This window comes from Streptomyces sp. YS415 (assembly GCF_023544665.1).
Lineage (GTDB): Bacteria > Actinomycetota > Actinomycetes > Streptomycetales > Streptomycetaceae > Streptomyces.
This window is the reverse complement of record NZ_JAMJFL010000025.1, coordinates 70,125-90,226: the sequence shown is the minus strand read 5'-3', so window position 1 is coordinate 90,226 and position 20,102 is coordinate 70,125. Positions and strand designations below refer to the sequence as shown.

At 72.7% G+C, this 20,102-nt stretch carries 18 protein-coding genes and 1 tRNA gene; 9 read left to right on the top strand and 10 right to left on the bottom strand.

The features are described from left to right. The first annotated feature begins 15 nt into the window (after window positions 1-15). The gene (locus M8H82_RS27120) at window positions 16-750 is read left to right on the top strand and encodes a molybdopterin-dependent oxidoreductase (protein ID WP_250077670.1); all 735 of its coding nucleotides are present in this window, start codon (window positions 16-18) and stop codon (window positions 748-750) included. Next, entirely contained in the window at window positions 734-1,354 is a 621-nt protein-coding gene (locus M8H82_RS27115; protein ID WP_250077669.1) for a cytochrome b/b6 domain-containing protein, read from the top strand. The genes M8H82_RS27120 and M8H82_RS27115 overlap by 17 nt, the downstream gene beginning before the upstream one ends. Before the next feature lie 64 nt (window positions 1,355-1,418). On the opposite strand, the gene M8H82_RS27110 is transcribed toward M8H82_RS27115, so the two are convergent. Both M8H82_RS27110 and M8H82_RS27105 read right to left on the bottom strand, forming a co-directional pair. Further along, the gene (locus M8H82_RS27110; protein ID WP_250077668.1) at window positions 1,419-2,816 is read right to left on the bottom strand and encodes a gluconate:H+ symporter; all 1,398 of its coding nucleotides are present in this window, start codon (window positions 2,814-2,816) and stop codon (window positions 1,419-1,421) included. A gap of 49 nt (window positions 2,817-2,865) precedes the next feature. Beyond that, window positions 2,866-3,393, bottom strand: a complete 528-nt coding sequence (locus M8H82_RS27105; protein ID WP_250077706.1) for a gluconokinase — start codon at window positions 3,391-3,393, stop codon at window positions 2,866-2,868. A 143-nt stretch (window positions 3,394-3,536) separates the two neighbouring features. Between M8H82_RS27105 and M8H82_RS27100 the strand changes: the two genes are divergently transcribed. Continuing rightward, the gene (locus M8H82_RS27100) at window positions 3,537-4,244 is read left to right on the top strand and encodes a FadR/GntR family transcriptional regulator (protein WP_250077667.1); all 708 of its coding nucleotides are present in this window, start codon (window positions 3,537-3,539) and stop codon (window positions 4,242-4,244) included. A 26-nt stretch (window positions 4,245-4,270) separates the two neighbouring features. Here M8H82_RS27100 and M8H82_RS27095 read toward each other — a convergent pair whose 3' ends face one another. The 5 genes from M8H82_RS27095 to M8H82_RS27080 form a co-directional block, all read right to left on the bottom strand. Beyond that, a complete protein-coding gene (locus M8H82_RS27095; protein WP_250077666.1) occupies window positions 4,271-4,639 on the bottom strand; it encodes a YchJ family metal-binding protein in 369 nt (122 codons plus the stop codon). Continuing rightward, the gene (locus M8H82_RS27090) at window positions 4,636-6,015 is read right to left on the bottom strand and encodes a M1 family metallopeptidase (RefSeq protein WP_250077665.1); all 1,380 of its coding nucleotides are present in this window, start codon (window positions 6,013-6,015) and stop codon (window positions 4,636-4,638) included. The genes M8H82_RS27095 and M8H82_RS27090 overlap by 4 nt, the downstream gene beginning before the upstream one ends. A gap of 65 nt (window positions 6,016-6,080) precedes the next feature. Then, a complete protein-coding gene (locus tag M8H82_RS27085) occupies window positions 6,081-9,935 on the bottom strand; it encodes a Pls/PosA family non-ribosomal peptide synthetase (protein ID WP_250077664.1) in 3,855 nt (1,284 codons plus the stop codon). Between the two features lie 295 nt (window positions 9,936-10,230). After that, window positions 10,231-10,362, bottom strand: coding sequence for a hypothetical protein (locus M8H82_RS36480; RefSeq protein WP_284049380.1), 132 nt, complete (start codon window positions 10,360-10,362; stop codon window positions 10,231-10,233). A 286-nt stretch (window positions 10,363-10,648) separates the two neighbouring features. After that, window positions 10,649-10,736: transfer RNA gene (locus M8H82_RS27080), tRNA-Leu, on the bottom strand. A gap of 186 nt (window positions 10,737-10,922) precedes the next feature. Between M8H82_RS27080 and M8H82_RS27075 the strand changes: the two genes are divergently transcribed. The 3 genes from M8H82_RS27075 (at window position 10,923) to M8H82_RS27065 (ending at window position 13,590) form a co-directional block, all read left to right on the top strand. After that, window positions 10,923-12,248 (top strand): M20/M25/M40 family metallo-hydrolase, encoded by a 1,326-nt coding sequence (locus M8H82_RS27075; protein WP_250077663.1) that lies wholly within the window; start codon window positions 10,923-10,925, stop codon window positions 12,246-12,248. Between the two features lie 131 nt (window positions 12,249-12,379). Then, window positions 12,380-12,613 (top strand): chaplin ChpH, encoded by a 234-nt coding sequence (chpH, locus tag M8H82_RS27070; RefSeq protein ID WP_250077662.1) that lies wholly within the window; start codon window positions 12,380-12,382, stop codon window positions 12,611-12,613. 137 nt (window positions 12,614-12,750) lie between these two features. Next, window positions 12,751-13,590 (top strand): chaplin, encoded by an 840-nt coding sequence (locus M8H82_RS27065; protein ID WP_250077661.1) that lies wholly within the window; start codon window positions 12,751-12,753, stop codon window positions 13,588-13,590. A 64-nt stretch (window positions 13,591-13,654) separates the two neighbouring features. Here the strand turns inward: M8H82_RS27065 and M8H82_RS27060 are convergent, their stop codons facing one another. Further along, the gene (locus M8H82_RS27060) at window positions 13,655-13,843 is read right to left on the bottom strand and encodes a DUF5703 family protein (RefSeq protein ID WP_250077660.1); all 189 of its coding nucleotides are present in this window, start codon (window positions 13,841-13,843) and stop codon (window positions 13,655-13,657) included. 47 nt (window positions 13,844-13,890) lie between these two features. Here M8H82_RS27060 and M8H82_RS27055 point away from each other — a divergent pair, with 47 nt between their 5' ends. Continuing rightward, a complete protein-coding gene (locus tag M8H82_RS27055; protein ID WP_250077659.1) occupies window positions 13,891-14,595 on the top strand; it encodes a hypothetical protein in 705 nt (234 codons plus the stop codon). A gap of 145 nt (window positions 14,596-14,740) precedes the next feature. Here M8H82_RS27055 and M8H82_RS27050 read toward each other — a convergent pair whose 3' ends face one another. Next, complete coding sequence (locus tag M8H82_RS27050; protein ID WP_250077658.1) at window positions 14,741-16,867, bottom strand: helix-hairpin-helix domain-containing protein; 2,127 nt, start codon at window positions 16,865-16,867, stop codon at window positions 14,741-14,743. Then, window positions 16,864-17,847 carry an aldo/keto reductase gene (locus M8H82_RS27045; protein ID WP_250077657.1) on the bottom strand — a complete coding sequence of 328 codons (984 nt, stop codon included), beginning with the start codon at window positions 17,845-17,847 and terminating at the stop codon, window positions 16,864-16,866. The genes M8H82_RS27050 and M8H82_RS27045 overlap by 4 nt, the downstream gene beginning before the upstream one ends. 169 nt (window positions 17,848-18,016) lie before the next feature. Here M8H82_RS27045 and M8H82_RS27040 point away from each other — a divergent pair, with 169 nt between their 5' ends. Together M8H82_RS27040 and M8H82_RS27035 are read left to right on the top strand one after the other, a co-directional pair. Then, a complete protein-coding gene (locus tag M8H82_RS27040) occupies window positions 18,017-19,072 on the top strand; it encodes an LLM class F420-dependent oxidoreductase (RefSeq protein WP_250077656.1) in 1,056 nt (351 codons plus the stop codon). A gap of 228 nt (window positions 19,073-19,300) precedes the next feature. After that, a complete protein-coding gene (locus M8H82_RS27035) occupies window positions 19,301-20,089 on the top strand; it encodes a ferritin-like domain-containing protein (protein WP_250077655.1) in 789 nt (262 codons plus the stop codon). The last annotated feature ends 13 nt before the right edge of the window (window positions 20,090-20,102 follow it).

Below are 20,102 nucleotides of genomic sequence, written 5' to 3'. Positions count from 1 at the left end.
TGCTCGAATGAACAGGTGAACCCCGACAACCCCGCAGGGCCCGAGGAGCGCGGCACGCCGATCGGCCGCCGCGTCCTCCTCGGCACCCTGGGCCTGTGCGCCCTCGGCGTGGCCGGCGCGCCCGTCCTCCAGCGCGGACTGGAGTCCTTCCTCGCCGGCGCGGCCGAACGGGACCCGACCGGACTGACCGGGCTGCTCCCCAACGGCGGCGGTTTCCGCTACTACTCGGTCGCCTCCTCGGTGCCGCGCAAGAACGCCGGGAACTACCGCCTCACCGTCGACGGCCTGGTGGACCGGCCGAGGTCGTACACCCTGGCCGAGCTGCGCGCGCTGCCGCAGACCCGCCTGGTCCGCGACGTCCAGTGCGTCACCGGCTGGCGGGTCCCCGACACCCCCTTCGAGGGCGTGCGCCTGTCCCGGCTCCTGGACGCGGCGGGGGTGCGCCCCTCGGCCGGGGCGGTGCGCTTCACCTGCTTCGACGGCGTCTACTCCGAGAGCCTGACCCTCGACCAGGCCCGCCGCTCCGACGTCCTGGTCGCCCTGCGCATGCAGGACAAGGACCTCGGCCACAGCCACGGCGGCCCGGCCCGCCTCTATGTGGCCCCTATGTACTTCTACAAGTCCGCCAAGTGGCTCTCCGGCATCACCGTCACCGAGGACGTGCGCCCGGGCTACTGGGAGGAGCGCGGCTATGACGTCGACGCCTGGGTGGGCCGTTCGAACGGACGCGACGATGAGCCCACCGACTGAGGCCCCGCCCGCCCCGACGCTGCGCCGCTTCGGCCGGACGACGAGGTGGGTCCACCGCACCACGGCACTCCTGATGGGCATCTGCGTGGCCACGGCGGCCTGCCTCTACGTCCCCCAGCTCGCGGAGCTGGTCGGCAGGCGCGCCCTGGTGGTCCGCGTCCACGAGTGGGCGGGCCTCGCCCTGCCGGTCCCGCTCCTGGCGGGCCTTGCCTCCCGCGCGCTGCGCGCCGACCTCGGCCGGCTGAACCGCTTCGGCCCCCATGACCGCCGCTGGCTGCGCGCGGCCCTGCGCCGCGACCACGCCCCCGGAGCCCGGCCCGCCGCCAAGTTCAACGCCGGCCAGAAGCTCTACGCCTCCTGGATCGCCGGCGCCACGCTGGTGATGCTCGGCACCGGCCTGATGATGTGGTTCACCCACCTCACCCCCCTGACCTGGCGCACCGGGGCCACCTTCGTGCACGACTGGCTGGCCCTGACCATCGGCGTCGTCCTCGGGGGCCACATCGGCATGGCCCTGGCCGATCCGGAGGCCCGCCGCGGCATGCGCACCGGCTCGGTGAGCCGGGAGTGGGCGGAGCGGGAGCATCCGCTGTGGCGGCCGTGAACGGCAGGGCCCGCCCCCTCCCCGGTGCCGAGGAGGTGGCGGGCCCAGTGGTGCCGTAGGGCCGCTACATCAGCAGCGACAGCAGCAGCACGATGCCGCCCGCGACCACCGAGATGATCGTCTCCATCACGGACCAGGTCTTGATGGTCTGGCCGACGGTCAGCCCGAAGTACTCCTTCACCAGCCAGAAGCCGGCGTCGTTGACATGGCTGAAGAAGAGCGAGCCGGCGCCGATGGCGAGGACCAGCAGGGCCGTCTCACCCGTGGACATGCCCGCCGCGAGCGGCGCGACCAGGCCCGCCGCCGAGACCGTGGCGACCGTCGCCGAACCGGTCGCCAGCCGGATCGCCACCGCGATCAGCCAGGCCAGCAGCAGCGCCGGGATGGACCAGTCCTCGGATATCTCCAGGATCATCTGCCCGACCCCGGAGTCGATCAGCGTCTGCTTGAAGCCGCCGCCCGCGCCGACGATCAGCAGGATGCCGGCGATGGGCGCGAGGCCCTTCTCGACCAGGCCGGAGACCCGGTCCTTGGCGAACCCGGCCGGGCGCAGCAGCGTGAAGATGCCCAGCAGGACGGAGGCGAGCAGAGCGATCAGCGGGGAGCCGATGACGTCGAAGACGCGCTGTGTGGTGTTCTCCGGGTCGTCGATGATGATGTCGACGAGCGCCTTGGACAGCATCAGCACGACCGGCAGCAGGATCGTGATGAGGGTGGCGCCGAAGCCGGGGCGCCTCTCCAGCTCCTCCGAGGCGCGCTGCGGGATCATCCGGTCGGGGGCCGGGACGTCCACCCAGCGGGCGGCGTAGCGGGAGAACAGCGGACCGGCGATGATCACCGTCGGGATGGCGACCAGGACGCCGAGGGCCAGCGTCACACCCAGGTTGGCCTGCACCGCGTCGATCGCGACCAGCGGGCCGGGGTGCGGCGGGACCAGGCCGTGCATCACGGACAGACCGGCGAGCGCGGGGATGCCGATGCGCATCAGGGAGTAGTTGCCGCGCTTGGCGACCATCAGCACGACCGGGATCAGCAGCACCACGCCGACCTCGAAGAACAGCGGCAGGCCGATCACCGAGGCGATCAGCACCATCGCCCAGGGCATGGACCGGCCACTGGCCCTGGCGAGGATCGTGTCGACGATCTCGTCGGCGCCGCCGGAGTCGGCGAGCATCTTGCCGAGGATCGCGCCGAGGGCGATCAGCACGCCCACGCCGGCGACGGTGGTGCCGAGCCCGGTGGTGAAGCTGGCGATCACCTTGTCCAGCGGTGCTCCGGCGAACGCGCCCAGCGCCAGCGACCCGATGGTCAGCGACAGGAAGGCGTGGAGCTTGAACTTGGTGATGAGCAGGACGATGACGGCGATGCCCGCCAGCACGGCGATGCCCAGCTGGGCGTGGCCGGCCGAGGTGATGGGCTCGACGGTGTCCGCTGCCAGCAGCTCGGCGTTGAGTCTGGTCACGGGGAATTCCCTTGCGGTTACGGGGGTGGGGAGAGGAGAGCGTGGGGGGTTACGGCGCCGGGGCCGGCGGAGTGTCGAGGGCGTCCAGCGCGGCCACGGCCCGCGCGGTGATCTCCTCGGGCGTGCCCGAGACCTCCACCTCGACGCCCGCCTCGTCCGCCTGGAGCGGCTGGAGCGTGGCGAACTGCGAGTCCAGCAGGGCGGTGGGCATGAAGTGGCCCTGCCGCTGGCGCATCCGGTCCTCGATGAGCGCGCGGTCGCCCGCGAGGTGGACGAACACCACTCCGGGAGCATTGGTCCTGAGCCGGTCGCGGTAGGACCGCTTCAGCGCGGAGCAGCTGACCACCCCGCCGAGCCCCGTCCGCTCGTGCGCCCAGGCGCCGATGGCGTCGAGCCAGGGCCACCTGTCCGCGTCGTCGAGCGGGGTACCGGCCGACATCTTGGCGATGTTGGCCTGCGGGTGGAAGTCGTCACCCTCGGCGTACGGGACGCCGAGCCGGGCGGCGAGCAGGGGACCGATCGTGGTCTTGCCCGTTCCGGCGACGCCCATCACCACGACGACGTAGGGAGTCCGCATCACTGCCTCGCTGTCTTCCTCGACAAACGACGTCGCCATCTGACGTCGGCCACACTGAAACCTATTAGGTACGACAAATTCAAGAGCCTGTGACAAATAAGTCTGACTTTTTGTTCCTGTGAGCTCCCCCGTACGCTGTGTGCATGAGCACAACCGGCCGGGGGCTGCACGGACAGGTACTCGAAACCCTCGGCCCCGCGATCACCGCGGGTGAGTACCCCCCGGGCAGCGTTCTGCGCACGGACGAACTTGCCCAGCAGTTCGACGTCTCACGCTCGGTGATGCGCGAGGCGGTCCGCGTCCTGGAGTCCATGCATCTGGTGGAGTCCCGCCGCCGGGTGGGCGTGACGGTCCGCCCCAAGTCCGAGTGGAACGTCTACGACCCGCAGGTCATCCGCTGGCGCCTCGCCGGCGCCGACCGGCCCCACCAGCTCCGCTCGCTCACCGTGCTGCGCTCCGCGATCGAGCCGGCCGCCGCGGGCCTCGCCGCCCGCAACGCCACCGCCGAGCAGTGCGCCGAACTCACCGAGTGCGCCCTCGGCATGGTCGCCAACTCCCGGGGCCACCGGCTGGAGGGCTACCTCTTCCACGACATCGCCTTCCACCGGGTCATCCTCAACGCCTCCGGCAACGAGATGTTCGCCCGCCTCGGAGACGTGGTCGCCGAGGTCCTCGCCGGCCGCACCCATCACGAGGTGATGTTCGAGGACCCCGACCCCGCCGCCGTCACCCTGCACGTCCAGGTGGCCGAGGCGGTCCGCGCCCGGGACGCGGCCCGCGCCGAACACCTGGTCCGCGAGATCACGGTCGGCGCCCTCCAGGAACTGGACATCCTGGCCCCCGGGAAGTAGCCGCGCGAAAGGCCCGGAGAGCCCCGCTAGTCCAGGAACTCCCCGTCCACGTACACCCACGCCCCGTCCACCCGCTCGAACCGGCTCCGCTCGTGCAGCGAACCGCCCCGGAAGGACGCCCGGAAGGTCACGGTGCCGGTGGCGTGGAACGCCGAGCCCTCGGTGGCCGCCAGGATCTCCAGACCGGTCCACTTCATGGCCGGGTCCAGGTCGAGCCGCGCCGGCCTGGTCCGCGGGTGCCACGTGCGCAGCAGGTACGGGGCGTTGCCCCGCACGAAGGCGCAGTACCGGGACCGCATCAGCGCCTCGGCGGTCGGGGCGGCGGCGGCACCCGAGTGGAAGCGGCCGCAGCACGTCTCGTACGGCTCGGACCGGCCGCAAGGACAGACGCTCACGTGGACGCTCCCGTGCTCGGCGGATACGGCGGCTTAGCCGGCAACGACGTCGCCGGCGAAGGCAACGGCGGCAGCGCGGTGCCGTACAGCCACGCCTCGAGCAACTCCTCCAGCGGCTCGCTCGCGAACCGGGCCACGTGCGCCGTGAACGTCGTCGTGCTCACCGCCCCGCCCCGGTGCAGCCCCGTCCAGCCGCGCAGCATGCGGAAGAAGGCGTCGTCGCCCAACGCGCAGCGCAGGGCGTGCACGGTCAGTCCGCCGCGCTGGTAGAGACGGTCGTCGAACATCAGCTTGCGGCCCGGGTCGGCCAGCTTCAGGTCCTGCGCCTGCCCGGCCAGCGACCGGTGCGCGACGGCGGCGAGCTGCTGCGCCGTGCGCCCGCCCGACCGCTCCGACCACAGCCACTCGGCATACTTCGCGAGCCCCTCATTCAGCCAGATGTGCCGCCAGTCGGCGATCGAGACACTGTTGCCGAACCACTGGTGGGCCAGCTCGTGCGCGACCAGCCGCTCCCAACCCCGCGCCCCGTCCACGTGGTTGGCGCCGAACAGCGACAACCCCTGTGCCTCGACCGGCACATCGAGCTCTTCCTCGGTCACCACGACCGCGTACTCGTCGAACGGGTAGGGCCCGAACAGCTCCTGGAACAGCTCCATCATCTGCGGCTGACGCGCGAAGTCCCGGGAGAACCGGGGCAGCAGCTGCGCCGGGATGTGCCCGTGCTGCGGAACCCCGCCCGGGCCCGGGTCGCCCAGCAGCACCGTCTGGTACTTGCCGATCGACAGCCCGACCAGATAGCTCGACGTCGGCGCGGACTGCTCGTACACCCAGGTCGTCGTCGACGCCTTGGTCGTCCGCGTGAGCAGCCGGCCACCGGCGACCACCGCGTACGCCGAGGGCGTCGTGACGGAGATCTGGTACGACGCCTTGTCCGCCGGACGGTCGTTGCACGGGTACCAGGAGGGCGCCCCGACCGGCTGGCTCGCCACCAGCGCCCCGTCCTCCAGCTCCTCCCAGCCGAGCCCGCCCCACGGGCTGGCGACCGGCTTGGGGTTGCCCGACCAGTGCACCTCCACGGTGAACGCGGCACCGGGCCGGACCGCCTTGGCCGGCTTCACCCGCAGCCGCCCGCCACGGTGCGTGTAGTGCGCCTGCCGCCCGTCGAGCCGGACCCGGCCGATCCGGAAGTCGGCCAGGTTCAGCTGGAACTCGGCGAGCGGCGACCGGCCCGCGATGGCATTGATCCGGGCCGTCCCCGACAGCCGGTTGGGGCCCGGCCGGTAGTCCAGCGCGAGTTCGTAGCGGTGCACCCGGTAACGGGGATCACCGTTGTCGGGGAAGTACGGGTCCGCACCCACGGACTGCTGAACTGCCACTGCTGCGTCTGCTCCCTGCGCTGCGCTCGTACGACGTTCCTCGTCCCCCGGCGCCGCGGCGGCGCTCAACGCCGCCACGACTCGATCGGGTTGCCCAGCCAGCGCGTGTCGTCGGGAACGGACTCCGCGGCCATCACCAGTGACGCGGGACCCAGCGTGGTGCGGGCCCCGATCGTGCTGCCGGGCAGGACGATTCCGCCAGGACCCAGCGTCGCGCCCTCACGGAGGACCACAGTATCCGTCCGCAAGATCCGGTCGTGGAAGAGGTGCGTCTGCAGCACACAGCCCCGGTTCACCGTCGCTGCGTCCTCCAGGGTCACCAGATCCGTCTCCGGCAGCCAGTAGCTCTCCACCCACACGCCCGTGCCGATCCGCGCGCCCATCCCGCGCAGCCACGCCGTCAGCAGCGGAGTGCCCGGCACCGAACCCGCCAGCCACGGCACGGCCAGCACCTCCACGAAGGTGTCGGCCAGCTCGTTGCGCCACACGAACCCGCTCCACAGCGGGTGCTCCCCGCCGCGGTGCCGCCCGACGAGGGCCCACTTGGCGGCAATCGAGACCAGCCCCGCCGCCGCGCCCGCCGCGAGCAGCACCAGACCGCCCAGCGGCCACGCCCAGCCGCCCAGCGCGCACAGCGCCGCCACCGTCAGCACGGCCAGCCCGGCCGAGCAGAACACCGGCACGATCCGGCACACCTCCACCGCACCGCGCGCCCACAGCAGCCGCGCCGGCGGGTCGTACGTCCGGCTCCGGTCACCGCCGCTCGCGCTGCGCGGCAGGCGCACCGGCGGCAGACCCAGGTACGAGGTGCCCTTCTTGGCCTTCTTCGGCGTCGCCGACAGCACCCCGACCAGACCGTCGTCCGGCACGCTCCGCCCCGGCGCGGTCATCCCCGAGTTGCCGAGGAACGCCCGCCGCCCGATCTCCGCGCGCCCGATCCGCACCCAGCCGCCGCCGAGCTCGTACGGCGCGGTCAGCGTGTCGTCGGCCAGGAAGGCGCCCTCGCCGACCGTGGTGAGGCCGGGCAGCGCCAGCACCGTGGAGACCTCGGCGCCCTTGCCGATCCGCATGCCGAGCAGCCGCAGCCACACCGGCGTGGCCAGCCCGGCGTACAGCGGGAACAGCGTCTCCCGGGAGCGGTCCATGAGCTGCGTGACCGTCCACGCCTGCCAGGCGACCCGGCTGTGCGTGGCGTACGTGCCCTCGCGCAGGCCCACACTCAGCAGCCGTACACCGATCAGGATCCCCAGCGCGTACGTCAGCCCGAAGGCCAGCGTGGCCGGCACGAGCGCCAGCGCCGCGCCCGGGAGGGGAGCGCCGGAGTCGACGAGCGGGTACGCCACCGCGAGCGCCGCCGCCCCCGACACCACCGGAAGCGCACTGAGCGCCAGCCCGCTCACGCCGTACATGCCCCGCCAGAACGCGCTGCGGCGCGGCGGGTCCTTGGGCCAGTTCCGCTTGGCCTTGCCCAGCTTCACCGCGGGCGCCCCCGCCCAGCGCTGACCGGTCGGAATGCTTCCGGTCACCGCGGAACCCGGCGCGACCTCGGCCCGCTTGCCGACCCGGGCGCCCGGGAAGAGGAGGCTGCGCGTGCCGACGACGGCATGGGCGCCCACCTTGACGGGGCCGATCTCCAGCCGGTCGCCGTCCAGCCAGTACCCGGACAGATCCACCTCGGACTCGACGGCCGCGCCCCGGCCCAGCTTGAGCATGCCGGTGACCGGCGGCAGCGCGTGCAGCTCGACGTCCGGCCCGACCTTGGCGCCCAGCGCGCGGGCGTACCGCTCCAGCCAGGCCCCGGTCAGCGAGGTCGCCCCGCTGAACTCCGCGAGCCGCTCGGCGGCCCACAGCCGCAGATGCACCCCGCCCCCGCGCCGGTACCGGCCGGGCCGCACCCCCCGCAGCAGCAGCCGGGCCCCGCCCGCGGCGATGCCGAGCCGCCCCGGCGGGCTGAAGAACACCAGCGCACCGGCCACGACCAGCCACCAGGGCGCGGTCGGCAGCCAGGCGTACCCGGTCAGCACGTTGCCCAGCGCGGCCAGCGGAACCATCCAGCGCAGCCCCAGCAGCGTGAACAGGGGCAGCAGCACCAGGAGCTGGACCGCCTGCGCGCGCCGGGGCACCGGGGCGACCGTCCGCCGGGAGCCGTCGTCCTGCGCGGACTCCTCCAGGTGCCGGGCGAGCTTGCGCAGGGTGGGCTGCTGGTAGATGTCGAGGACGGCCGCGCTCGGGTAGCGGTCGCGCAGCCGGGTGGTGAGCTGGGCGGCGGCCAGACTGCTGCCGCCGATCGCGAAGAAGTCGTCCCGGGCGCCGGTCACCGGGATGCCGAGGACCTCCGTCCACTGCTCGGCCAGCCACGCCTCGGTGCCGTAGAGCTGCTCTGCCTTCGTGCCCGTCTCCAGGCCCTCCAGCGGCCAGGGCAGCGCGTTGCGGTCCACCTTGCCGCTCGTCCGGGTCGGCAGGTCAGCGACCGGCGCCAGCAGCGGCACCAGCGCGGCCGGCAGCTCGGCGCGCAGCCTCTCGACCGCCGCCGCGTGGTCCCAGCCGTCCTGGGTGACGACGTACCCGACGAGGAGCTGGTTGCCGCTGCGGGCGGTGCGAACGGCGGCGGCGGCCCCGGCGACACCGGGCAGCCCCTGGAGCGCCGTGTCCACCTCGCCGAGCTCGATCCGCCGCCCGCCGAGCTTGATCTGCTCGTCGGCCCGCCCGAGGAAGACCAGCCCCTCCGGCTCCGCCTTGACCAGGTCACCGCTGCGGTACGCCCGCTCCCAGCCCAGCGACGTCAGCGGCGCGTACTTCTCCGCGTCCTTCTCCGCGTCCAGGTACCGGGCGAGCCCGACCCCGCCGATCACCAGCTGGCCGCTGCCGCCCATCGGCACCGGCACCCCGGACTCGTCCACCACGGCCAGCTCCCAGCCGTTCAGCGGCAGCCCGATCCGGATCGGCTCCTCGCCCGACATCAGCGACGCGCACGCCACCACGGTCGCCTCCGTCGGCCCGTAGGTGTTCCACACCTCCCGGCCCTCGGTCACCAGCCGCTGCACCAGCTCCGGCGGGCAGGCCTCGCCGCCGAAGATCAGCAGCCGGACCTCGTTGAGGGTGTCCGGCTCCCAGAGCGCGGCCAGCGTGGGCACCGTGGAGACCACGGTGATCTCCTGCTCGACCAGCCACGGCCCCAGATCGGCGCCGCTGCGCACCTGCGAGCGGGGGACCGGCACCAGACAGGCCCCGTACCGCCAGGCCAGCCACATCTCCTCGCAGGACGCGTCGAACGCGACCGAGAGCCCGGCCATCACCCGGTCCCCGGGCCCGATCGGGTCCTCGGTGAGGAACAGCGCGGCCTCGGCGTCCACGAACGCGGCGGCGCTCTCGTGGCTGACGGCGACACCCTTGGGCCTGCCGGTCGAACCGGAGGTGAAGATGATCCACGCGTCGTGCCCGATCCCGGGCCGCCCGGCGGGAACCTCCGACCTGCTGTACGTGGTGATCTCGTGGCCGGCCCCGATGACGGCCCGGACGTCCGCCTCGCCGAAGACCAGCTCGGCCCGCTCGTCCGGGTCCTCCGCGTCGACCGGCACATAGGCGGCACCGGCCGCGAGCACGGCCAGAATGGCGACGTACAGATCGTTGGTGCCGGACGGCACCCGCACGCCCACCCGGTCGCCCAGTCCCACCCCGGCCCCGGCGAGCAGCCGCCGCACCCGCGCCACCTCGACGGCCAGCGCACGGTAGGTCAGCCGCGTGGTGCCGTCGTCGAGGGCGAGTTCGTCCGGGCAGGACCGTACGGTCGCGTCGAGGATGTCGACGAGCGTGCGCGGAGAGGCCGCCGGGCCCCCGGAGAAGCGTGCCGTGTCACCGAACCGTTCACGGATCTCTTCGTCGAGCAGACCGAGAGCGCTGCTCTCGTACATGGCTGCCATGGGTCCTCGCGTCTCGATCCCGGAAGCCTCCGGGGCGCCGGCGGGCCCGCAGTGTGCCTGGGGTTGTCCGGTCCAGCTCCGTAACAAGCCGGAAATTTTAGTACGACGTTAGGTCCGCCCCCTTCCGGCGACCACCCGGAACTCGATCTTCCGGGCCGTGCGGGTGTCGTGAGCACGCCGATGACCTGGCGTTTCGCGAGGGTGGGAGAGATGCCCCACACAGAGCGCCAGGCCGACTGCGGTGCGTGTCCACCGGGCGAAGCGCCCGATGAACGTCAGCGCCGTGTCCGCGACTTCACGCCACCCGTGGTCGCTTCCTGTACGAGGCGTTGGCGATGGCGCACTGCGCGGTGTTGTCGTTCCCGCCCGAGATGATCAGCAGCGGCCCCCGGTCGCCGCGGTGGTGTCGACCTTCACCTCGGTCCACGCGTTGATGTTGGCCGCCGCCTGGAACAGAGGTTCGTGGCGTCGGCCCGCTCGATCTGCGCGAGATCGCGGGCGTAGGAGGCTGCGGAGTCGGGCGATGACATGGTCGTACTCCTGCTCGTGGAGGATCTGCTCCCGGGGACCGTAGAACGGGCCGCCGGGGCCGGGTTGTCCCGCCGTGCACGCCCGCCTGCCCCAGAGCGCATGAGGCGCAGGAGTACGAGTACGCCGCAAACGCGAAGTGCCGGTCGGGATCGCTCCCGGCCGGCACTCGATGCTGCAACAACTGGTGTCCGAGGGGGGACTTGAACCCCCACGCCCGATAAAGGGCACTAGCACCTCAAGCTAGCGCGTCTGCCATTCCGCCACCCGGACAAGGTGTGTGTCGTGCGGGGTTACCCCCGCGGCGACAGAGAAAACATTACCAGGCTTTCGACAGTGGCCGATCACCCCCCGTCCCGCCGTGAACGGCGTGTGACGGGCCGGGGGCGGGCTTGGGCCCGGCCCGTCACAGGAGGAGGATGAGGGGGACCACCAGCAGTGACAGTGGGAGGAACCAGCGTGAGCGGGACGGACACGGCCAGCAGCGTCACCGGCGAGGACGAGGTCGTGGACCTCTGCCGCGAGCTCATCCGGATCGACACCAGCAACTACGGCGACCACTCGGGCCCGGGCGAGCGCAAGGCCGCCGAGTACGTGGCCGAGAAGCTCGCCGAGGTGGGCCTCGAACCGCGGATCATCGAATCGCACCCGGGGCGCGCCTCCACGGTCGCCCGGATCGAGGGCGAGGACCCCTCCCGGCCCGCGCTCCTCATCCACGGCCACACCGACGTCGTACCGGCCAACGCCGCCGACTGGACGCACGACCCCTTCTCCGGCGAGATCGCGGACGGCTGCGTATGGGGGCGCGGCGCCGTCGACATGAAGGACATGGACGCCATGACCCTGGCGGTCGTGCGCGACCGGCTGCGCAGCGGCCGCAAGCCGCCGCGCGACATCGTGCTCGCGTTCCTCGCCGACGAGGAGGCGGGCGGCACCTACGGCGCCAAGTACCTGGTCCAGAAGCACCCGGACCTGTTCGAGGGCGTCACCGAGGCGATCGGCGAGGTCGGCGGGTTCTCCTTCACCGTCAACGAGAAGCTGCGGCTGTACCTGGTGGAGACCGCCCAGAAGGGCATGCACTGGATGCGGCTCACCGTCGACGGCACCGCGGGCCACGGCTCGATGACCAACGACGACAACGCCATCACCGAGCTGTGCGAGGCCGTCGGGCGGCTCGGCCGGCACACCTGGCCGGTCAGGGTCACCAAGACCGTACGGTCCTTCCTCGACGAGCTCTCCGACGCGCTCGGCACCGAACTCGACCCCGAGAACATGGACGAGACCCTCGCCAAGCTCGGCGGCATCGCCAAAATGGTCGGCGCGACCCTCAGGAACTCGGCGGCGCCCACCATGCTCGGCGCCGGCTACAAGGTCAACGTCATCCCCGGCCAGGCCACCGCGCACGTCGACGGACGCTTCCTGCCGGGGTACGAGCAGGAGTTCCTCGCCGACCTCGACCGCATCCTCGGCCCGCGGGTGAGGCGGGAGGACGTGCACGCCGACAAGGCCCTGGAGACCGACTTCGACGGCCGGCTGGTCGACGCCATGCAGAGCGCCCTGAGCGCCGAGGACCCGATCGCCCGGGCCGTGCCCTACATGCTCTCGGGCGGCACCGACGCCAAGTCCTTCGACGATCTCGGCATCCGCTGCTTCGGCTTCGCGCCGCTGCAGCTCCCGCCGGAGCTGGATTTCGCGGGCATGTTCCACGGGGTCGACGAGCGGGTGCCGGTGGACGGGCTCAAGTTCGGCGTACGGGTGCTCGACCGATTCCTCGACGCGTCCTGAATTTCGCGCGCTTGTACGGAATTTGACTGAGAAGGGTGAATGCGACGATAAGCTCGTAGCTCCATTAGTTCTTCCTCGTTACAGGTGATGCGATCCGCTGCTTGGGATCGCATTGCCAACTAGGAGGAATAATGATCAAGAAGATCGTCGCCGCTGCGGCTGCCACCGGTGGTCTCGTTCTCGCGGGTGCGGGTATGGCCGTCGCCGACTCCGGTGCCCAGGGTGCCGCGGTGCACTCCCCGGGTGTGCTGTCCGGCAACGTGGTGCAGGTTCCCGTGCACATCCCGGTGAACGTGTGCGGCAACACGATCTCCGTGATCGGGCTGCTGAACCCCGCCTTCGGCAACACCTGCGTGAACAAGTGACGCTGCCTTTCTGAGGTTCCGTACGACACCGTCGGTCCCGGAGCGCGTGCCATGCGCTCCGGGACCGACCGGTCTTTACGCACACGTGTGCGTCATGAATCCGTGTGGGTCATGAGGGGGAAGGCAGGGAATTCAGCATGCGACAGGTCACCCGCAAAGGGCTGATGACCGTGGCCGCCGCGACCGGCGTGATCGCCGCCGCGGGAGGGGCCGCCCAGGCCGACTCGGGCGCGAGCGGCTCCGCCGCGCGCTCGCCCGGAGTGCTGTCCGGCAACACGGTCCAGGCGCCGGTGCACGCACCGGTCAACGCCTGCGGCAACACGGTCGACGTCGTCGGGGTGCTCAACCCGGCGGCCGGCAACACCTGCGTCAACCAGGGGGGCGGCGCACACGGGGGCTACGGCGACCCGAGCGGCTCCGGGGGCGCGCACTCCGGCGGTCACTCCGCCGATTCGCCCGGTGTGGCATCCGGCAACCATGTCCAGGTGCCGGTGCACGCGCCGGTCAACGTCTGCGGCAACAGCGTCGACGTCATCGGCGTCGGCAACGGCACCACGGGCAACGACTGCGGGAACGGCGGCGGGGGGCACAACCCGCCGGGGGGTGAGTACGGGAACCCGCCCGGGAAGCCGGAGCAGCCGGGCGGGCAGGAGAACCCGGGGCACCCCGGGAGTCCCGAGCACCCCGGCAACCCCGGAAACCAGCCCGGCAACCCGAACGACCCGAGTGATCACGGCGGGCCCGGCGGGGTCGGCAGCCGCGGAACCCCGGACGACCCGTCCGCCTCGGGTGGGCCGGCACCGCACGGCTCCCCGCGGGCCGACCGGCCGGGAACCGGGACCGTCACCGAGCCCGGCGGCCTCGCCTCGCTCGCCGCCACCGGCAGTGAGCTGCCGCTGGGGCTCGCCCTGCCCGCGGGCGCGGGCGCCCTGCTGGCGGGCGCGGTGCTCTACCGCAAGGCGCGGGCCTCGGCCTGAGGCATCGCGCGCCACGGAGCGGGCCCCGCCGTCCCGGCCGGACCCGCTCCGTGTCCGTCCGCTCTCACCACGTGGCGCGCGCCTGGCGAATGATCCTCCGGCGCAGCCGCACCCTGCGGCTTCCGTCGCGCAGCAGGCTCAGGCGGTCCAACTCCCAGTGTCCGTACTCTGCATGGTCCGTCAGCAGACGTGTGGCGTCCTTGCGGGAAACCCCGCGCGGTACGTACACGTCGACAAATTCGTATTCCGGCATCGCATCTATTGTGCGGGCTGGGCCCCGGTACGGATAGCGTCTGCACTATGTCTGATGCTGCGCAGCCCACCGCTGCCGAGGTACGCGCCGCCGCCGAGGCGGTCAAGGCCGCGCTCGACCGCCATCTCGCCGCGGTCGAACGCAGGTCGGGCGAGGACGACCCTGCCGTCTACGAGGCGTTCAACCAGCTGGCCACGGCCGCCGAGGCGTACGACGAGCTGCTCTACGACCGCTACGACGAGGTCACGCCCTTCGAGATCCCCGGCACCGAGGACGCTCTGCCGCCCTACGCCGGCCCCGAGGAGCCGAACGCGCTGAGCGTGCTGATCCGCCGTGACTACACCGTGGTGGAGCCGCAGCGGCTGCTGGCACAGGCGCAGCGGATCGAGGCCGCGGACTACGACGAGGGCACGGACTCGGGGGCCTCCGGCACCGTCCACGGGGCGCTGGGCCTGCTCTTCGGTGAGTTCGAACCGGACGAGATCGCCTCCCGGCACAAGGAGTTCGGCCTGGAGGAGGGCGACTCCACGCTGTGGGTGACCGCAGCGGACGAGCCGGCCGACCCCGGCGAATGGCTGGAGGCCCCGTTCGAGCAGATCGACCCGCAGCAGGTGGTCTGCCGCTTCGACGTCAGCGCGGTGTTCGACGACGATCTCGACGTCGAGGACCCCGACGACGAGCCGGACGACGTCCTCGACGCGGAGCTGGAGGACGAGGACGAGGACCTGGAGCCGCTCGACGCGGAACGCTGAGCGGGGGTCCTGCACGGCACGAAGGGCGGCGGCCCGGACCGGACCGCCGCCCTTCGCATGCCGCGACGCGGCCGGGGCATCCGCCACGGCACGGGCGGAGCTCGTTTCACGGCCCGGGGCACGGGCGGTGGCCGCGGGGGTGCTGCTAGCGGTCCTCGGTCGGGGCCTGCGGTGCGAGCAGTGTCGTCAGGCGGGTCGTCCGGGGCTTCGCCGGGACCTCCGCCACGGCGCGGGCGAGGGCCTGTTCCACGCCGTGCACCACGGACAGGTGCCGCTCCGCCCGGCCGAACGCGGTGTACACCCAGGGCCGGCTGAGCGCCCCCGCTGCGTCCCCGGGCAGCACGGCCACCACGGCCGGCCAGCGTCCGCCCGCCGCCTGATGCGCGGTGAGCGCCCACCCGTGCCGCACGGACTGCTCCACCCGCTCCTTGGCCACGACGACGTCCTCGCCCGCGCAGGACAGGTGCAGCCCCTCCGCGTCGGCCGTCACCACCCGGCCCGTGAGGGTGCGACCCGGCGCGGGGGAGTAGGCGATCCGGTCACCGGGGTCGAAGCCGCCGAAGCGGCCGGGGCCGGGGTTGAGCCGCTCCTTCAGCGCCGCGTTCAGGGCACGGGTGCCGACCGCGCCGCCATGACCCGGCGTGATCACCTGGGTGTCCTCGGGCGGGACGCCGATCGCGCGCGGCACCGAGTCCGCGACGAGCTGCACGGTCCGGTGCACGGCCTCCCCGGCGTCCCGCACCGGCACGATCACGACCTCCTTGCCGGGGGCCTCGACCTGGTTCAGCTCACCGACGCCGATGCCCGAGACCAGCTCGCCGAGCGGCCCGGGGTCCGGCCTCCGCGAGGCGATCTGCGGGCACACCCGAGCGGCGAGCAGATCCGCGAACACCCGCCCGGGCCCCACGGACCACAGCACCCCGGGGTCCCCGGCCAGCACCAGCCGGGCCCCGTCCGGCAGCGACTCGGCGACCAGCGCGCCCGACTCCACGTCCAGCTGGGGCGCGTCGAGCACGACCAGCAGATCGAGATCCAGCGCCCCTTCCGCGTCCCGGCCCGGCCCCTCGGCCCCGGCGAGCAGCCCGGCCACGGTGGTGACCCCGGCGCTCTCCTCCAGCAGCGCCGCGAACCGGTCCCGGCCCAGCGGACCGTGCGCCGCGGCCCAGGCGCGCAGCCCCATGCCCCGCGCCGCGCGCACCAGCGCCGCGGGCTCGGCGAGCGCGGCCGCGCCACCGGTGTGCAGTACCAGCGCGTGCCCGGCGACCGCCCGGATCAGCTCACCCGCGGAGCCACCGGCAGTGGCGGCGGCCTCCTCCCAGGCACCCGCGGAACCGTCCTGCTTCGGCACGGAGTTGATCAGACGGCCCAGACCGTCGGCGAGGCTCTCCTCGGCCAGGGCGTACCGCTCGAGACCCACGAGGACCCGGACGGGCCGCTCCTCCTCCGCGTCCGCCTCGCTCTCCTCGGCCGCCGGTTCCTCGTCGAGGCCGTCCTGGAAGGCCAGCGCATCGCCCTCCGCGAGGCTGCTCTGCACCGCGGCATCCGGGTCGGGCACCCCCTGCCGGGCCAGCGCGGCGGTCAGCGTCGGCATCTCCAGCGCCGTGTGGCCCGCCAGGGCCGCCTGCTCCAGCAGCCAGACGGTCAGCGCGCGCCCCCGCCGCTCGTCGTCCGGACCGCACTCGGCGCCCAGCAGCGCCCGCGCGAACCCGTCGGCCTGCTCGGGCCGCACTCCGGCGACCCGCAGCAACTGCCAGGGATCCGCCCGCAAGCGGTCGTCCGCGCCCTCACCGAGCACGGCGGCGACCGGTGCCGCGAGCGCGGCCGGGGCGCCGCCCTCGGCCAGCACCGGCCGGACGGCCTCCACGGTCTCCGGCGCCGCCACCACGGGCGCCTCGGCCGGCCCGGGCTGCGCCCGCCGCACCGGCTCGGGGGCGGGCCGCCGGGGCGGCTCGGGCTCGGCGAACACCGTTGCCGCGGGCTTCGCCCCGCTCTCCACGGCCCGCACGGCGGCCAGCAGATCCGCGGCCGTCCCGCTGAGCTTGGCCCCGGCCTCGATGGGCGCGGCCTTCTCGGCCTTGCGCCGTGCGATCCGCTCCCGCTCCAGCCGCTGCGCGGCCAACTCGGCCTCGGCCGCGGACAACCGGGCCGCTTCCTCGGTGCCCTCGCCGCCCTCGGCGGCCGGGGTGGCCGCGGCGGCGGCCTCCTCCGGCGCGGGCTCCGCGGCCGGCGTCCCCGGTTCGGCGTCCCCCGTGGTCTCGGGCTCCGTGCTCACAGCGTGCTCCAGTCGTGATCGGGATAGCGGTGCACGGGCGCCGACACATCGTCGAGCGCCCGGCAGATCTCGTCAGGAAGACTAAGGGCCTCCACTGACAATGCCGCCGTGAGCTGCTGCGCGTTGCGCGCGCCGACGATGGGCGCGGCGACCCCCGGCCGGTCCCGCACCCAGGCGAGCGCGACCTGGAGCGGGGTCACCGCCAGCCCGTCCGCCGCGGTCCGCACGGCGTCCACGATCCGGCTCGCGGTGTCGTCGAGGTACGGCGCGACGAACGGCGCCAAGTGCTCGGAGGCGCCCCGGGAGTCGGTCGGCGTGGCCTCCCGGTACTTGCCGGTGAGCACGCCCCGGCCGAGCGGGGATGAGGGCAGCAGGCCTATGCCGAGGTCGAGCGCCGCGGGCAGCGCCTCGCGCTCGACGCCCCGCTGGAGCAGCGAGTACTCCAGTTGCGTACTGGCCAGCCGGGTGCGGATGCCCGGCGCGGCCAGCTGCCAGGTCGCGGCCTTGGCGAGCTGCCAGCCGCAGAAGTTGGAGACGCCGGCATACCGGGCCCGGCCGCTGCTGACGGCGATGTCGAGGGCCTGGAGGGTCTCCTCCAGCGGGGTGTCCGGGTCGTAGGCGTGGACGTGCCACACGTCGACGTAGTCCGTGCCGAGCCGGGCGAGCGAGGCGTCCAGGGCGGAGAGCAGATGCCCCCGGGAGCCGTCGAACCGGCGGTCCGGGTCGGGCACGCTGCCCGCCTTGGTCGAGATCACCAGGTCCCGGCGCGGCACGAGCCCTTCCATGAGCTGCCCGAGCAGATATTCGGCCTCGCCGTCGCCGTACACGTCCGCCGTGTCGACGAGGGTGCCGCCGGCCTCCCAGAACGTCTTCAAGAGGTCCGCGGCGTCATGGTCGTCGGTGTCCCTGCCCCAGGTGAGCGTGCCGAGTCCGATACGGGACACACGAAGGCCGGTGCGGCCGAGATGCCTCTGCTCCATGAACGCCGAGATTACTGGCCAGAACCTGCCCCGTGGGTACCTGTGGATAACCAGATCTCCCGCCGGCGACATGGGTGTCCGCGGTGCCCCGGCACCCTCCCCGCCGCGGCCCCCACCGCGCTAAGGTCTCGGCAACAAAGACGTTACTGATCAGTAAGGGGAATCGGCCATGCAGCTCGGGATCAACCTCGGCTACTGGGGTGCCGGAATGGACGGGGACAACCTCGCCGTCGCCCAGGAGGCCGACCGGCTCGGCTACGCCGTCTGCTGGGCCGCCGAGGCCTACGGCTCCGACGCCGCCACCGTGCTCAGCTGGGTCGCCGCCAAGACCGAGCGCATCGACGTCGGTTCGGCCATCTTCCAGATCCCGGCCCGTCAGCCGGCGATGACCGCCATGACCGCCGCCACCCTCGACTCGCTCTCCGGCGGCCGTTTCCGCCTCGGCCTCGGCGTCTCCGGACCGCAGGTCTCCGAGGGCTGGTACGGCGTCAAGTTCGACAAGCCGCTCTCCCGCACCCGTGAGTACGTCGAGATCGTCCGCAAGGCGATGAGCCGCGAGCGCCTCAGCCACGAGGGCGAGCACTGGACGCTGCCGCTGCCCGGCGGCCCGGGCAAGCCCATCAAGCTCACCCTGCACCCCACCCGGGAGCACATCCCGCTGTACATCGCCGCCATCGGCCCGAAGAACCTCGAGCAGACCGGCGAGATCGCCGACGGCGCGCTGCTGATCTTCCCCTCCGCCGAGCACCTGGAGGACACCGCGATCCGCCACCTGCGCGCGGGCCGCGAGAAGGCCGGCCGGACACTCGACGGGTTCGACGTCTGCCCGACCCTGCCGCTCGCCGTCGGCGACGACAAGGACGTGACGGCCCTCGCCGACACCTTCCGCCCCTACACCGCCCTGTACGTCGGCGGCATGGGCAGCCCCAAGCAGAACTTCTACAACCACCTCGCCCAGCGCATGGGCTACGAGAAGCAAGCCGCCGAGATCCAGGAGAAGTACCTGTCCGGCGACAAGCAGGGCGCCGCGGCCGCCGTACCGCACGACCTGATCGACAAGACGACCCTGCTGGGCTCGGTCGACAGGATCGCGGACCGGATGGCGGCCTACGCGGCGGCCGGTGTCACCACCCTCACGCTCGCCCCCGCGGGCTTCACCCTGGACGAGCGCCTCGCCTCGCTGCGGGCCGGCACCGAGGCCCTGGAGCGCGCCGGCCTCGCGTGAGGCGGCGGCCGGAGAAGTTCTGCGGCCGTGGTGGGGGCTCGGGGGTCTTCCCCGCCACGGCCGTCACGCAGAACAACGCGCATGGAGCCGTACGGTTACGCCTGCGTCGTGATACCGGCCGTCCTCCTTTTGGCGGAGTTGTCCGACACACCTGTTGCAGCACCCCTCCCGCCGCATTTGACTCGTTCTTTGCGGAGTCCCGCGGCGGCATGCAGAGAGGTGCTCACGATGCTTTCGGCCAAGAGCCTGTTCCAGGAGATCATCGACAACGACGAGTCCTTCGCCCTGTTCTGCTCCATCGCCGCGAGCGGGGAGTCCCAGGGCGGCTGGGAGAACGCCCGCATCGCCGCGCTCGTTCCGGACGGCCAGCGCGAACTCGCCCCCCGGATCACCCGCCACGGCGCCGACGAGGACAAGCACGGGCGGATCTTCAACGCCCTGATGAAGAAGCGCGGCCTCGCACCCGTTCCCGTCCCGCACGAGACCGACTACACGCTGCTCCTGGAGAAGCACGGCATCGGCCTGGCCCACGAGAAGCTCAAGGGCGAGGAGCGCCTCACGGTGCGGGACATCATCGTCTACCTCGCCCACAGCAGGGTCACCGAACAGCGCGCCTCGGAACAGATGCAACTGCTGCGCAAGCACTTCGCGGACCACCCCGACCTCGGCCGCGCGGTCAGGATGATCTCCGCCGACGAGGACAACCACCTCGCCTACTGCCACGAGGAACTGCTGCGCCTCGCGCACGCCGGTCACGGCCGCACGATCCAGCGGACCCTCCGCGAGTGCGCGCTGGCGGAGATCCGGATCTACCGGGACGTCAGCCTCGCCGTGATGGCCCACATGGGAGGCATCCTCGGCTGGTCGCGCGCGAAGTCGGCGGTCCTCGCCGCCGGCATCCACGCCGTGTACGCCTGGGACCGTGCCGCGGGCTGGCGGCGCATGGTCTCCCTGAGGATGCCCCGGCAACGGGACGCCCTCGGCGGCCCCGCGAACTCGGCCCCCGAGTTCGCCTGACGGCCGCTGCCAC